This window comes from Streptantibioticus parmotrematis (assembly GCF_019890615.1).
Lineage (GTDB): Bacteria > Actinomycetota > Actinomycetes > Streptomycetales > Streptomycetaceae > Streptantibioticus_D > Streptantibioticus_D parmotrematis.
In genome coordinates, this window is sequence record NZ_JAINVZ010000004.1 from 24,434 (window position 1) to 39,683 (window position 15,250).

Sequence of the window (15,250 nt, forward strand, 5' to 3'; positions counted from 1 at the left end):
CGCCGCGAGCGGGCCCCGGCCCCCGATCCGAACGACGGATCGGGGGCCGGGGTTTGTGAGAGTCCACGCCCTCGGCTGACAGGTGAAGTTGCGGGGCGTCGCGTGAACTGGGCGGTCAGTCCCCGTCCGATTGGAGAGGGACCTCTCAGCTCCGCCGCTGCCGGACGCGCCCTACGAGGTCGTCGGCAGCCTGGGGCCACTGTGGGTAGTCGAACGTGAACCCGGCCTCAAGCAGGCGGCCTGGCACGACTCGGCGGCTCTTCATCAGAAGTTCGGTATCGGATCGCAAGACGAAGGCGCCGAGCTCGGCCATCGAGCGCGTTGCCGGCAAGCCTATGGGAATACCCCAGGCGGTTCGTAGGTCACGCATGAAGGTGCGCTGCGGCAGGGGGCCCGGCGCAGCGAGGTTCACGGGCCCGGTGAGACCGTCGTTGTCGAGGAGGAACTGGACCGCGCGCGTGAAGTCGTGGTCGTGGATCCAGGAGATGAATTGGGCTCCGCCAGCGACGGGTCCGCCGAGCCCGAGTCGGGTGAGCCACAGCAGGTAGTCGAAGACCCCGGCCCGGTCGGGGCTCATCACCATCGCGGAACGCAGGGCCACCTTGCGTGTGTGGGGGGTGTGGGTCTGTTCTTGTTCTCGTTCCCAGTTCTTGGCGATCTCGACGCTATAGGCCCAGTAGTCCGGGACTCCCGGCTCTCTTCCGCCCAACATCCCGGTCGCTTCGTCGTTGGGTGCATCGAAGCAATGGGCGTAGATCGTGGCAGTGCTCATCTGCAGCCATACCCGTGGAGGCTGGTCGGCAGCAGCGATGGCGCGCCCCACGACGCTGGCGGAGTCGACACGTGAGTCCATCATGGCCTGCAGGTTGGCAGAAGTGTAGCGGCAGCTGACGCTACGTCCGGCGAGATTGATCACGGCATCGCTGCCATCGATCACTTCTGTCCAGGGCCCCAGCGTTCGGCCGTCCCAACGGATCTGAGTGCTGTCGATCGGGTTTCTGGACAGGACGACGACACGGTGACCGGCGGCGGTAAGTGCGCGGTTCAAAATCCGGCCCACCTGTCCGGTGCCACCCGGGAGCACTACCTTCATTATGGCACCTCGAGTGCAGCAAATACTTTATCACTGGGATGTTTTACTTCCGCGACAGCGGAGGCTTGCGCGGTGATCAATCCAGATGCACACTGCGGCCACGGTGGAGACTGCCGTGAGGAGGGCCGCAAAAGAGGTGATCGAGGTGGCCGCAGTGCTTCGGGCCCCGGGGAGCAGGCACAGGCACGCAATGCCGGCTGCCGCGCCAGTTCCCACCAGGGCTACGCCGAGCACGCCGCCCTGCCTACTAACCGATACCCCCATGATTGCGAGAGCGGAAATAGTTCCAACAATCATCACCATTGCCAGCCCAAGCGCGATGAATACAGGATAGAAGCTGAAGATCATAACGAACCCGGCAATGGGGAACGGAAGTGTCCAGGTCGCAGCGACTGTAGCCAGCAATACTCCGGCGCGCGTACCGGGACGCAGCTGGACATTTCGGGCAGTACGACGATTGGCTTTCCATGCGTAGACAGCGGGAATCACACAGAGCCCTCCCGCTATACCAATGCCCGGCAGGCCGGAGTAGGTGCTGATCCACGTGCTGAGAATGGCGAAGAGAGCACTCACGTTCGCTGCCGTGAGGACCGCAACACGCGGCTTGCCGCCTGGGGATGCTCGCACGCCTGGACCCGTCTTCCTCGGAGCGGAGTGGATGGCCGAAGGTGGGGCCGCACGGCGGCCCCACCCCGTTTCGCGATGTGGCGCTAGGACACGGGCGGCGGCGGGTACGCGTCACAGAAGGCCGCGTTGTCGGGATTCACGCCTGCCGAACTGTCCATCGTGATGGCCCACGGGTTGCCGCCGTTGCCACGTCCGGCTGACTGACACAGACCATAGCCGCCCTCGGTGAAGTTAGCATAGTCGCCCTTTTGGACCGGTCCGTCCGTCGCCTTCCCGTTTTCATCGACCAGCCGGTTGTCGAGGTAGAGGTACTCATCCGGCATGTGGCTGGCGTAGACGATTCCGTATTCTGGGTTGTCGTCGGTGTCGGGCGCCGATTGCGTGTTGTGCACGCTGCCATCGCCACAGAATGCCATGCTCACGTTCTGCCAGATAGGCGGAGCGATATTGAACAGGGAACCGTTATCAATTCCGACGGCCCGGAAGAACATACTATAGATGTCCCCGGCCGCTGTGGCCACCGCTTGCGGGATCTTTCCTGCCGAGGCCAGCGAGCTCAGGTTGTTCTTCCACGCAGCTACGTTCTTATCAGTGGATGACTGGGCATCGAGCATGCGATACCCGATGACACCACCGGAAATTATCTTCGTGTCCACGCATTTACCGGTCGAGTCAATCGACGCCGGACTTTCCTTGGGGGCGTACTCCTCACCGGGGGTGAACCCCGTCTCAACCGGCTGGTTCACAAATTCGCTGTGCCCGTACGTGTTGGCGTTCGTGGCACTGAAAGCCAGGTCTGGAACGGTCACGCCAAGGCCCGCGTAATCGTTTTCCGTAGCATTCATGAACGCGGTGACGAACGTGGGGAGCGTTGTGGTGCCGGAGCGGGCCGTGTACTCGGCATGCTCCGTCCCCGGGACCACCGTGCCGTCGGACGCGGAGACCCACGAAGTGTCGATCACAGTCTTGATCTTGTAACTGTGATCGTCGTCGAACGTGTGCGCCGTAATGGTCTTCGGCGGTGTGGCGATCGAGAAGCCCATCCAGTCGGCCTCGGAGGGGCTGTTGTTCGGATTGGTCCCGGCCGTCTCGACGTCGGAGCTCCACTTTTTCATGGCCGTGGACATGTCGCTGCTGATGCAGTTCGACCCGGTGGTTCCGCCAGCGCACAAGGGGGTGGCTGCCAGCGTGGAGCTCAGTGAGTTGGCCCAGTCGTACAGCGCCTGCCGGCCCCTGAGCGGGGTGTTGACTGCCCAGCTCGGCAGTGACGAGAGGTCGGTGTCGAGGTTGATGTCGCTGGGGAAGATCGCCGCCGCGGTGAAGGTGTGGTGCTGCCAGGTGCCGGTGACCGGGGTGAGCGCCAGGGCGTCGTAGGCGACGGTGGTGTCTCCCGAGGTCGGATCGGTTGTGATGTTGGTCAGCTGCACCTTGGCGTTAGAGGAAAGGTTGAAGTAGCCGACCGTGATCCAACCGCCGGTGACGCTGCTCTGGTCGACGGTTCGGGTGTAGACCGTGCCGTCAGCCGTGGTGATCTTGTAAGCAGCCGTCTTCGTCTTTTCGCCCAGGTACGGCATGTACGCCCGGATCTGGTACAGGTGCGCGGGGAGACTGTTCGGGGTCCAGGTGCCCGTGGTCTCGAGCAGGTTGCCCCAGTTGCCGTCCTGTCGCCCGTGCGAGAACCAGTAGTGACCGTCGAAGCCGCCACCGATCTGCTGGAGATCCTCACGCGCCTCATAGTGGCCGTCGGAGTCCTGGGGGAAGGTGAAGGCAAAGCTCCCTTGAGACTTGAACGTGTTCATCGGGCAGCGCGGCGTCGCAGTACCCGTGGGGACGTCGTCGATGACGACACTCCCGCTGGACAGTCCGCTGGTATCGCATGGGGGTGGAGACGGGTCGGCGCTACTGGGTTCCATGCGCAAGGTCACATAGCGGATACTCGCGTTGCCGCACGACGAAGCGCAATCCGGTTTCCAGGTGGCCGACTTGTTCCACCAGTGGGGGGTGTCACAGGAGGGATCGCCGGAGTGACCGGTCTCGCAGGTTGGTGGGCTGCTGATATCGCAGGCGTTACTCGAGTCGCAGAAGGTGTTCAGCGGAGGCTTGATCGCGCTGCGCTGGGCGTCAGTGGTCCACCACGCGGCGGCGTATCCGGCGGAGTTGAAGCCGGGGTCGCCCTTCTGCTGCTCGTTGCCGTTGTCGTCATAAGAGCGGCCGGTGTCGATCGGCCAGGCCGCCCAGCCCATCACCTTCTCTTCGTACGGCCAGTCTTGCGGGTGGGCGGCGTCGGAGTAGGTGTTGCCGTCGAGGAAGGGGTGACGGCTCGCCGGGTACAAGGGGTTGGCAGGGTTGTTGTACCAGCCGAGTCCCCAGTTGCTCGCGGCGCCGGGAGGGTTGAAGCCGCTGTTGTAGTCCCAGGCGGCGGCGAACCAGTTCTCGATCTTCGACGGGTCATCGTTGTTGATCTTCAGTGAAACGGTGGAGCTGTGCAGCTCGTTCCATTTCTCGGCGAGAAGCTGCGCCGCGTACGCGATGTTGACCGTGTAGTCAAGAGCCAGGGCCCGCTGCTGATCGGGGGCGAGTGCCGTTTCACCCGCCTTGGTGTGGCCCGCCATACGCATACCGTCGGTGACCTGTCCGATGCCGTAGCCGCAGTCGGATTTATCCCAATCGATCTTCCAGATGGCATCCGGATCATACCCGGCGGTGCCGGGGTAGATATTGGTGCCGTAGAAGTTGCCGATCAGCGGGTTACCGAGTTCGCCTGGCTCGGCGTGAGACGTGGCCTGCCACAGGTTCGATTCCTGTGTCAGGATGCCCAGCAGCACCTGAGAGGGAATGTTTCCGCCGCCATTGAGCTTCGGCAGAGGGAACATGCCCTGAGGGTTGACGGTGCCGAGTCCCTCAGCGGCACGCCAGCCGCTCTGCTGGATCCAGTTGGAGGTCAGGTCCCCTCGTACAGCCATGTCAACCGCCCATTCCACCTGGTTGGGGGTGGGCTGCAGGGCCATGGTGTTCGGGTCGTTGCGTGTGATGGAACAGTAACGGTCCGCGTCTACAGTCGAGTTGGCGTCAGAGGCAGCGGTGGCCGACAGTTCCGTCTTGGCCGCCCGCGGGCTTCCCCTCTTCGATGGTGCCGGGGAAGCGGGCAGGGATGGCGAGAGTGCGGCGCCCTGCACGGTGTCGAGCTGGTGGTCGGGCGACGCGTCCGCAGAGAAGCCGACCGCCTTCCCGCTGCTGGTCAGGGTCGCTTGGATCTGCACCCGCCCGTTGGCGGTGGCGGGGTCACCGATGTCGGCCAGGGGGTTCTGTGCATGCGTGCGCAAAGCGGGCGATATGGCCGCGTTGACGGCCAGGGCACCGTCGGTGGAAACATTCGACTCTGGCGCCGCCTTGAGGCGTTTGACCGCCGTGGGGAGCGCGGCAGTGCGCTTGGGGTTGCCGAGGAGGAAGACCTGACCGCCCACACCGTCGGCGAGGCCGATCTGCCCGATGGCGCCGGTGGCCAGCGTCACGGTGGCGTTGCTCGCCACCCGCCTGGCCTCCTGGGTCGTCTTCGTCTGGTCGAGGAAGTCGATGCCGCCGGACGCGTCCTCGCGGATGCTGTAAGGGGTCCCGGTGGCGGTGGCGATTGCGCTGCTCCTGCCACTGCGATCGATACGCACCACCTTGTTGCCGAAGGCTCCGACGATTCCGCCCCCGGCTGGTGTCGCGGAAGTGATCTCGCCATTCGCAGTGATGGTCGAGAGAGTTTTCCCGCTCGCGTCGATCGTCGCCAGCCGGGTCTGGTCACCCTTGATCTGCGTAATCGCCGCGGTGTGCGTCCTTGTGTCGCACGATGGATCGAAGTACGCCAGAGAGGCGTTGACGGCGAGCTTCTTCACGGTGCCGGTGTCGAGGTCGACGACTGCGGCGAAAGCGCCACGCTCCATCAGTTCCTGGTTGTCGGCGAACTGCCGCGGGGCGTAGACGACGACCGCGTGCGAGCGGTCGGGCAAGCAGTAGTTCCCCGTCCACAAGTCGCTGGCGAAACCCGGTTCCGACAGCGTGGTGACGGTGTGCCACTTGTACGCCTTGCTGCTGTCGGCGGCGAGAACGTGCACCCCGTCGATGTCCGGCGCAAGGGTGACGGCCCGGTCGGCTGACACCGTCCAGCCCCTCGTGAGTTCCTTGCCGGGGTCGGTGAGATGGTCCGGTGCCGTCGAGGACTGCGGAGTAGTAGCGTGAGGTAGTCCGAGGGGGGGTGTGGCACTGGCAGCGGGGGCCGTCAGCAGCCCCGCTGCCAGTATCGCGGCACAGGCAGCGGACGTATGTCTCCACCACCTGTCTCGTCTGAGAGACAAAACTGTCTTCCTGTTCTCCCGTTGCCCGGCATCAGCCGGAGGCATCTGTGATCACCCATGAGGCGAATCGCACCGTGGACAGCCAGAGAAACAACGACAGGTGGTGACCGCCGTCCCGGCGCCCGCGAAGGCAGTTGAAAGCCAGCCGTTTCGACGGGCCTGACCTCGATTTGACGGCCTCACAGCACTCGGACGGCCTCATGGCACGCACGGTGATTTTTTGCAACGATGGCTCAGCGCAAGCTCGATTCCCCCATGGAGCGCGAATCGCCTGCACTTGGTCAGAGCGTCAGGCAGCGCAGGGTGACCTTATTCCATCAGTAATGGACATGGCAAGCAACGAAAGAGGGCCGGCCGGAGACTAAGTAGATTCCGGCCGGACGGTTTTCTGGGGCATTGATCCTGAAGCCGCCGCGCGACGGGTTCTCATTGCAGGGCAACGACGTCAGCCCGGGTTTCGGACAGTTCATGAGCTGGATTTCAGGAAGACTTCTGAGTGGCCGTTACGGCATGGCTGGTTTCGCACTCGATGGGCGAGGCATGTCCGATGTGGCCCTGCGGTGGTCACCGGCTGAACCAGTCGACGCACCCGGCAAGGGGCGATCTCGATGTGGTGCATGGGCCCATGCACCGGATCAGGTCGGCCTTGAGCAGGCTCTCGCACTCTTCGGCGAGGGCGTTGTCGTACGAGTCGTCGCGGGAGCCGACTGATGCGCGGCGGCCTCGTCAAGGAGATATTCAGTGTAGAGGTGGGTCGGTACCGCGCACAGCGACGGAGTGGTGGAGCGGTCCGGCAGACTCCGGGACATCGCGCCGGCGTCGCCATACGGCGCATCCAGGGCATCGAGAACGAGGTCGATGCAGAGGCTGGTGCGTCCCTGGCAGTCGACGACCAGACGGAAGAACGCGTCGATCATGTACGCTGCGTACACTAGGCTGAAGAATGTGCGGATATAGGTGTCCGCCACCCACAACTGGCTTGGCCCGGGCACTGAGTTCACGTTTGACCACGTCGACAGGGCATCCGGTTCTCGGGGTGGGCCCCGGCTCCGCTGACGCCGTCAAAGCCGAGGGCTCCACAGTGCATCGGGCACGGTGTGGCGGCCCGTGCCTGGCAACGCTGCGTTGACCTCCCTGACCCTGTGGACACCGTAGTTGCCGAACATGGATCACATGTATCTCCTCGGTGCGATGCTGATTGCGCAAGCTGCAGGCGAAGGGAGTCGGCCGACTTCGGCGTAGTAGGCGCTCTGCGCGATCTCGGCGCTGACGCCTTGGAAGAGTTCGCAGACCAGCTGGATGCCGAACTCCTCTGGTTGATGTAGAGGCCTTCGACGCGGTGCGCGGACCAGGTACGCCGCGAAGAGAGCCGAGGCTGACTTCAGAATGGTGTCCGCCCGGCCGCAGCCCTTCAGTCCCCGTGTCAGCTCGGCGATCCGAGTGGCGACATGATGTACTGCCCTCCCACAACCCTCGTCATCCTCGGCCCATTTCACTCAGGTCTGCAAGGCGCCGAGGCTCAGCAAGAGCACCCGCCCTCGGTCCGATCCCGCAAATGGTCGCCGTAACCATCGTGGTGACCATGATCGGCTTGTGGGCTGTCGTGACTCTTCGGGTGGATGGCTTGAGCGGCGTCGGCCTCCATGCCGGTACCCGGGTGCAAGTCGCTCTCCCTAAAACGCCGCTGGAGGGGCGGGGCTGGACAGTCCTGACCCCGGTTCGGTCGAAAGGAATCGGAGTTCCGGACGAACGCGCCGGAGCCCTTCCCGGCCCGCGGCAACGCCGTCGGCGAGCACGGGGAAGCGGGAAGGGCTTCCGGGAAATCAGTCGTTTCCGAGGTACTTCGCAGATGCGTCGTTGTTCTTCAACTGGCTGGCGAGGTCGACGGCGGGGTCGCCGTCGTAAGAGTGGATGGTCTGGTAAGGGCCGCCGTACCAGGAGTTGTAGTAGACGCGGTACTCGCTGGTCTCGTCGGTCACCTCCATGGCACTGGCGTTGTTCTTGACGCTCTTGCCCTCGCCGGCGGTCCCGTAGGCCGTGTTGTTGAAGGTGTAGCCGGCGAAGTTGGGGATGCTGCCGCAGAAATCGGCCTCGGCACCGTAGCCGTAGGCCTTCGAGTCGTAGAACATGCTGAACATGCCGGCGGGCGGGTTGTCGCCGCAGTTGTAGCGGCTGTCTGCGTTCGCCGCAGGGGCGGACAGAGCGAGACCGGTCACCGAACCGGCGATGACGGCGACCCCGGTGAGGGCCGCGCGGAAGCGCGTGACGCGCATGGTGGTTCCTTTCCTTCTCGGGTGGGGACTCACACCGCGCCCGCGCAGGGCTGGTCCCCGGGCCCTGCGCGGGTTTCGGAATGGCGGAGCGCGAAGTCCGCCATGACACGCCGTCCCGACGGCCGGGGGCGGAGTGACGTGGGGTGTCGTGAACGACGGGTAACGGGCGGCGCTAGCCGACGTCGTGCTTCAGAACGGCCTGGGCGCGCTGGAGCGAGGCCTGTTCCGCCGAGTGGAGCCGGGTTAGTCCAGCACGGTGGGAAGCGATCGCCGAGTCCTGGATGCCGGTCTCAGTACGGAGCCAGATCGGCACGACATCCGCGCTCTCCTTGCAGCGGGCGTCCGCCGTCGCGGTGCGCTTCTCCGCCGATGTCGGCATCGCGGTGGCCCAGCGCGGGTCGTTCCCGGACGCGATCGGGGTCGGGTAGTGCTGTCCAGTCGCGGCCATACACCGCGACCAGGATCCGAAGGCCGCTTCCAAGGGGGAGCTTTTGAGTGACTGGGTGTAGGAGAGGCTGTCCAATTGCTCGGCCTCCTGCTCATCGACGCCCGGGCCCAGCTTGCGGTCAGCCTCGCCCGAACACCCCTGCGTTGGTACAGACTTACCGTGAAACGTGTACACCTGGCCGAGGAGGACCGTCTTCTGGTCGTCGTCAAGGGCCGAGGCGGGCGGCGGCAAGGCCGTTCCGGACGCGGGGTGGTAACCATAGCGCGCGGCGACAACGGGATCGGTGACCCCATAGCGGCGTGCCATATCAGCAGCGTCACCGTCTGGCGAGTCGGTGGTGACCAAGTGGGCACTGGGGTAGCGCAGGCCGAATCGGCGCATGCACTGCTGGATCAGGACGTCGCGTGCCTTGCCCAGTGTCGACTGCTGCGCGTTGTCGAGCAGGTAGCGCTCGACCGGCAAACGCCCGACAGGGGCTTGCGGGTGCGGTGCGCCCCCTGCCTGGACGTGGCGGTCGGCGCACCCTGCAAGGGCGAGCAGCGGCAGAAGCACCAACATCCCGACCGCGCGAGACCCACACTGCCACGCTGCGCGCGTGGCCGACGAGCGTGCGATGGCCCTGTGCTCCTCGGGGGCAGATTCGCGCCGCCCGCACTTGTCTGCTAATGCCACCCCAAGCCCTCCCCCGGAGCCCCTCCCCAGCCTGAACCCCCTGTCCGGCTGGCTCAGAGAACGTTACACGTCGATCCGACGTTCACGAGACACCCGGAATCACCGATTCATAACGGCGCGCAGTGGGCCTGTCCAACCAGTGTTGCCACTCGTGTGGTTGGGGAACACGCGGACAGCGGAGAGCCGACTGCCGGAGGTCAGCCTGAAGGTATCAAGCGCGGCCCTGCAGCGCCCGGTGCGGTGTTTGAGCCCGGTGCCGGTCGAGACCAGGCCCCTGACGAAACCGATCACCGACTGCTGTCGAACGGCTCATGCCGACCCACGGACCTGCCGCGCCGTAGGTCCTGGTTGCCCTCTGAGGGAGGCTTGTGAGATCCGCACCGCGCCATCACCTGCAACGGCCTCCCCGCCGGGGGTCGGCCCCGGGCTGACAGACCTTGTCCCCCTGTGACGCAGGCCCCGGTCCGCTCCGGCCGACCCGAAAAGAGGTGCGCCGGCCGACGCGAAATGGGGGTGCGGGTGGCGAAGCCCCCGCTCGCGGCGAAGCCGCCAAAAACGACACAGGCGACGCGGCCCGCGCTTTCCGCGAGCACACGCCGCCTATCGGCTGTGTGGACCTGAGGGGATTTGAACCCCTGACCCCCTCGATGCGAACGAGGTGCGCTACCGGACTGCGCTACAGGCCCTTGCAACGAGGAAAACTCTACCAGCTTCGGGCCGGTGGTCGTGACCAGGTCACTCGTTGGCCGCTCGGGGGCGGTCCGCGTACTGGTCGAAGAGCGGGGTGCGGTCGCGGCCGGGCCGGGGGCGGGGGCGGGGCGCCGCCTCGGGGGCCGGGGTGCGCGGGGCCACCGGGGCCGTGACGTACGTGGGCAGCGGGACCGGGACCGGCTCCCAGCTGTCGTCGGGGGCCGCCTGGGCGTGCTGCTGGTCGACCCACTCCGCGTGGTCCGTCTGCTCGACGACCGCGCTGTGCGCGGGAGTGGGCTCCGGCTGCGGGGCGGGGGACGACGGCTGCCTGAGCGCGGCGGGCTGCGGGCGGTCGCGCAGGCGGCGGGCGGCCTCGGCGGCGCGGCGCTGGTCCATGGTGAACTCGAAGCGCCGCCGCTCCGCCCGGCGCAGGTGCGCGATGTAGAAGGTGAGCAGGACCCCCGGGGCGGCCGGTGCCCACAGCCAGCCCAGGCCGCCCACCCCGGCGGCGATCGCGCCCGCGGTGAAGGCCAGGAACAGCATGATGGTGGTACGGCGGCGGCGGGCCATCACCCGGGCCCGGGCCGCCGTCATCGGCAGCCTGCGCTCCTTGGCGTCGGCCAGGGACACCGGGCCGGCCTCGGTCAACGGGACCGCCTTCGCCCGCACGTCGACATCGACATCGATTTCGGCACCGGCACCGGCACCGGCACCGACGTCGACGGCTTCCGCGTCGGGTTCGGCGTCGTCCTGCGGGCCGCGCGCTCGCGCGTACCGGCGCTCCATCGCGGCGCGTCCGGACAGCAGCCGGATGGCCGTGGAGAAGCGTTCCGTCGGGCGCGCCTCGTTCAGTTCGTCCTGCCTACGGAGCCACATCGGCACCAAGTAGGCAGCCCAGGCCCCGACGATGACTGCGTAGATGAGGCCGCTGCTGCTCACGACAACACGGTAGGGGCCTTCCGCGTGACCCAACAGCAATTTCACGCGGTGTGTCGCACGATCTGGCTGATAAGTCGAGCATTTTTTGTGATTGTTGCCCGGCACCGGCGCCGAATGCGGCCATTCAGAGCAGCTATTCGAACGTTTATTTTATTTCCGCGGAACGGTGCCACCGCTCCAGCAGTCCCCCGGTCATCTCCTCGGCCGTGAGCGCGTAGACCAGGTGGTCCCGCCAGGCGCCGTCGATGTGCAGATAGCGCGGGCGCAGGCCCTCCTCGCGGAAACCGAGCTTCTCCACCACGCGACGGCTCGGGCGGTTCTCCGGGCGGATGCACACCTCGAGCCGGTGCAGGCCCACCCGGCGGAAGCAGTGGTCCACCGCGAGCGCGACCGCGGTCGGCATGACGCCGCGGCCCGCCACCGCCTGGTCCACCCAGTAGCCGACGTGACCCGAGCACATCGAGCCCCAGGTGATGCCCGCGACCGTCAACTGGCCCACCAGGCGGCCCTGGTACTCGATGACGAACGGCAGCATGCGGCCCCGGTTGGCCTCCCGCCGCAGATGTCTGACCATCTGCCGGTACGTGGGCCGCTGGACGAAGTGGCCGGGCGGGGCGGGCGGGACGGTGGCCTCCCACGGGCGCAGCCACTCGCGGTTGCGGCGGTTGACCTCACGCCAGACGCGCTGGTCGCGCATCCTTATCGGGCGCAGCCGGACGTCGCCGTCCGTCAGTTCGATGGGCCAGGATCCGTTCAGCTCGGTCTCCCGGGGGAGGGGTGGTCGCCGCCGCGGATCTGCTCTACGGCGTGGCACAGCAGCGGGGCCAGGACGGCCAGCCCGTCCTTCACGCCTCCGGTGGACCCGGGCAGGTTCACCACCAGGGTGCTCCCGGCGAGGCCCGCGAGGCCACGGGAGAGCGCCGCGGTCGGCACCTTCTCCCGGCCGGCCGCCCGGATCGCCTCGGCGATGCCGGGGACCTCGCGGTCGATGACGGCCCGGGTCGCCTCCGGGGTGCGGTCGGTGGGCGACAGGCCGGTGCCGCCGGTCGTCACGACGACGTCGTACCCGGCGGCGACCGCCGCGCGCAGTTCCCGTTCGACGGGCGGGCCGTCCGGCACGACCCGGGGGCCGTCGGCCGCGAAGCCCAGCTCGCCGAGGGCGGCGGCGATCAGCGGGCCGCCGCGGTCCGGGTAGACGCCCGCGGACGCCCGGTTGGAGGCGGTCACCACGAGAGCGCGGTACGGCGACGGCTCCGCGGCCCCGGGTTCGTGCGCGCCGTCGGCCCCCCGCGCGCCCGCGCTGTCAGCCCTTCGCGCACCCGCGCCGTCGGCCCGGTGCGCGCTCACCGCGTCTCCCCCGCGCTCCCCGCGCCCGCCTCCCGTGTCCAGTCGCCCGACTTGCCGCCGGTCTTCGACTCCACACGGACGTCCGTGACGGTCGCCTTCTTGTCGACCGCCTTGACCATGTCGATCACGGTGAGCGCGGCGACGCTGACCGCGGTGAGCGCCTCCATCTCGACGCCGGTGCGGTCGGCCGTGCGCACGGTCGCGGCGATCTCGACGGCGTCGTCGGCCACGGACAGCTCCAGCGTGACGCCGGACAGCGCGATGGGGTGGCACAGCGGCACCAGGTCGGGGGTGCGCTTGGCGCCCATGATCCCGGCGATCCGCGCGGTGGCCAGCGCGTCCCCCTTCGGCACGCCCTCCCCGCGCAGCAGTTCCACCACGCGGGGCGAGACCAGGACCCGCCCGGTGGCGGTGGCGGTGCGGGCGGTGACGTCCTTGGCGGTCACGTCGACCATGCGGGCGGCACCGGCCTCGTCGAGGTGGGTCAGGTGTTCAGGTGGCGTCTGGGGGCTGTTCATCGTTCTCCCGGTGCGGTCCTGTGACCGCCACCGTACCCTCGGCCATCCCGCGTCACGTGAGCAGGACCACGTCGACGTCCGCGTCCGCGGCGACGTCCGTGACGTCCTCCGGCACCACGATCAGCGCGTTGGCCCGCGCCAGGGCCGCGATCAGGTGCGACCCCGAGCCGCCGACCGGCCGGACGGTGCCCTCCCCCGCCTCGTACCAGCCGCGCAGGAACTGCCGCCGTCCCTTGGGCGATCCGTCGATCGCGGCGGTGCAGCGGGCGGTCACCGTCGCGCGGTGCACCGGCTCCAGCCCCATCAGGGTGCGGATCGCGGGGCGCACGAACAGCTCGAAGGAGACGTAGGCGCTCACCGGGTTGCCGGGCAGCGCGAGCAACGGCACGTGCTCGGCGCCGATCAGTCCGAAGCCCTGCGGTTTGCCGGGCTGCATGGCGAGCTTGCGGAACTCCACGCCCCGGCCGCCGAGTCCGGCGCCCTCGCCGAGGGTCTCCTTGACGACGTCGTACGCGCCGACGCTGACGCCGCCGCTGGTGACGATGACGTCGGCGCGCACCAACTGGTCCTCCAGCGCGTCCCGCAGCGAGTCCGCGTCGTCGGCGACCGCGCCGACCCGGTAGGCGATGGCGCCCGCGTCGCGCGCGGCGGCGGCCAGCGCGTAGCTGTTGGAGTCGTGGATCTGGCCGTGGCCGAGGCTCTCGCCGGGCGCGATCAGCTCGCTGCCGGTGGAGATCACCACGACCCGCGGCCGCGGCCGCACCCGCACCCGGGCCCGGCCCACGGCCGCCAGCAGCGCGATCTGCGAGGGCCCGAGCCGGGTCCCGGCGGTCAGCGCCAGCTCGCCCGCCGGGGCGTCGCTGCCGCGGGCGCGCACGTGGGCGCCGGGCCCGGCGGGCCGGTGGACGCGGACCTGGCCGGTGGCGCCGGCGGGGTCGGCGCTGTGCGCGCGCATCCCGGAGGCGGGGCCGCCGCCGGTGCCGCCGTCGGTCCACTCGACGGGCACCACGGCGTCGGCGCCGGGCGGCAGCGGGGCGCCGGTCATGATGCGGGCGGCCTGGCCGGGGTGGACGGTGGGCGGCGTGCCGTCGCCCGCGGCCACGTCGCCGATGACCTTCAGCACCCGGGGCGAGGCGTCGTCGGCGCGGGCGACGTCGGCGGAGCGGACCGCGTAGCCGTCCATCGAGCTGTTGTCGAAGGGCGGCAGGGCGACGGGGACGGTCACGTCGTCCACCAGGACACAGCCCTGCGCGTCCAGCAGGTGCAGTTCGATGGGTTCCAACGGCGTCAACTGCCGCAGGACGTCGGCCAGATGCTCGTCCACCGACCACACCCGGTCGGCGTTGCCACTGCTCACGCTTGCATGTCCTCCGAGACGAAACGGCGGAGCCAGGCACGGAAGTCCGGCCCCAGGTCCTCACGTTCGCACGCGAGCCTGACGATCGCACGAAGATAGTCGCCCCGGTCGCCGGTGTCGTAGCGCCGCCCGTCGAAGAGCACGCCGTGCACCGGGCCGCCCGGTGTGTCGGCGCGGGCGAGTTCGCGCAGCGCGTCGGTGAGCTGGATCTCGCCGGAGCGCCCCGGCGGGGTCTGCTTGAGCACGTCGAAGACGGCCGGGTCGAGCACGTAGCGGCCGATGACCGCGTACGCGGAGGGCGCCTCGGCGGCGGTCGGCTTCTCGACGAGATCGGTGACGCGCACGATGTCGGACTCGTCGCCGGTCTTCTCCACGGCCGCGCAGCCGTAGAGGTGGATCTGCTCCGGCGGCACCTCCATCAGTGCCACGACGCTGCCGCCGTACCGTTCGCTGGTCTCGATCATGCGGGTCAGCAGCGGGTCGCGCGGGTCGATCAGGTCGTCGCCGAGCAGCACGGCGAACGGCTGGTCGGCGACGTGCGGCTCGGCGCACAGCACCGCGTGGCCCAGGCCCCTGGGGTCGCCCTGGCGCACGTAGTGCATGGTGGCCAGGTCGCTGGACTCGCGGACCCGGGCCAGTCGGGAGGCGTCGCCCTTGCGGGTCAGCGCCTCCTCCAGCTCGTAGTTGCGGTCGAAGTGGTCCTCCAGCGGGCGCTTGTTGCGACCGGTGACCATCAGGACGTCCGAGAGCCCGGCGGCGACGGCCTCCTCCACCACGTACTGGATGGCGGGCTTGTCGACGACGGGCAGCATCTCCTTCGGCGTGGCCTTGGTCGCCGGCAGGAACCTGGTGCCGAGACCCGCCGCGGGGATGACGGCCTTGGTGATACGGGGACGTACCTGAGTCATGGGCCGACCATAACCGCTGGGGATGTGCCGCAGATGAA

At 68.1% G+C, this 15,250-nt stretch carries 11 protein-coding genes and 1 tRNA gene; all 12 read right to left on the reverse strand.

Going from position 1 to position 15,250, the window contains the following annotated elements; all coding sequences use genetic code 11:
- Positions 1–145: 145 nt before the first annotated feature.
- A complete protein-coding gene (locus tag K7472_RS07440) occupies positions 146–1,093 on the reverse strand; it encodes an epimerase (RefSeq protein WP_222975344.1) in 948 nt (315 codons plus the stop codon).
- A 710-nt stretch (positions 1,094–1,803) separates the two neighbouring features.
- On the reverse strand, positions 1,804–5,865 hold the full coding sequence (locus K7472_RS07445) for a golvesin C-terminal-like domain-containing protein (protein WP_222975346.1): 4,062 nt from the start codon (positions 5,863–5,865) through the stop codon (positions 1,804–1,806).
- A gap of 830 nt (positions 5,866–6,695) precedes the next feature.
- Complete coding sequence (locus tag K7472_RS07450; protein WP_222975348.1) at positions 6,696–6,977, reverse strand: hypothetical protein; 282 nt, start codon at positions 6,975–6,977, stop codon at positions 6,696–6,698.
- Positions 6,978–7,883: 906 nt separating this feature from the next.
- On the reverse strand, positions 7,884–8,333 hold the full coding sequence (locus K7472_RS07455; RefSeq protein ID WP_222975350.1) for a hypothetical protein: 450 nt from the start codon (positions 8,331–8,333) through the stop codon (positions 7,884–7,886).
- A 172-nt stretch (positions 8,334–8,505) separates the two neighbouring features.
- Entirely contained in the window at positions 8,506–9,243 is a 738-nt protein-coding gene (locus K7472_RS07460) for a hypothetical protein (protein WP_222975351.1), read from the reverse strand.
- A gap of 822 nt (positions 9,244–10,065) precedes the next feature.
- Positions 10,066–10,139: transfer RNA gene (locus K7472_RS07465), tRNA-Ala, on the reverse strand.
- Positions 10,140–10,188: 49 nt separating this feature from the next.
- Positions 10,189–11,082, reverse strand: a complete 894-nt coding sequence (gene sepX / locus K7472_RS07470; RefSeq protein WP_222975353.1) for a divisome protein SepX/GlpR — start codon at positions 11,080–11,082, stop codon at positions 10,189–10,191.
- Between the two features lie 145 nt (positions 11,083–11,227).
- A complete protein-coding gene (locus tag K7472_RS07475) occupies positions 11,228–11,779 on the reverse strand; it encodes a GNAT family N-acetyltransferase (protein ID WP_372457938.1) in 552 nt (183 codons plus the stop codon).
- Positions 11,780–11,835: 56 nt separating this feature from the next.
- Entirely contained in the window at positions 11,836–12,312 is a 477-nt protein-coding gene (locus K7472_RS07480; RefSeq protein ID WP_308013826.1) for a MogA/MoaB family molybdenum cofactor biosynthesis protein, read from the reverse strand.
- 113 nt (positions 12,313–12,425) lie between these two features.
- The gene (moaC, locus tag K7472_RS07485) at positions 12,426–12,947 is read right to left on the reverse strand and encodes a cyclic pyranopterin monophosphate synthase MoaC (protein ID WP_222975358.1); all 522 of its coding nucleotides are present in this window, start codon (positions 12,945–12,947) and stop codon (positions 12,426–12,428) included.
- Positions 12,948–12,999: 52 nt separating this feature from the next.
- Positions 13,000–14,304 carry a molybdotransferase-like divisome protein Glp gene (gene glp / locus K7472_RS07490; protein WP_222975360.1) on the reverse strand — a complete coding sequence of 435 codons (1,305 nt, stop codon included), beginning with the start codon at positions 14,302–14,304 and terminating at the stop codon, positions 13,000–13,002.
- Positions 14,301–15,212: a UTP--glucose-1-phosphate uridylyltransferase GalU gene (gene galU, locus K7472_RS07495; RefSeq protein ID WP_222975362.1), complete on the reverse strand. Its 912-nt coding sequence runs from the start codon at positions 15,210–15,212 to the stop codon at positions 14,301–14,303. Before galU ends, glp begins: the two co-directional genes overlap by 4 nt.
- Positions 15,213–15,250 lie beyond the last annotated feature (38 nt).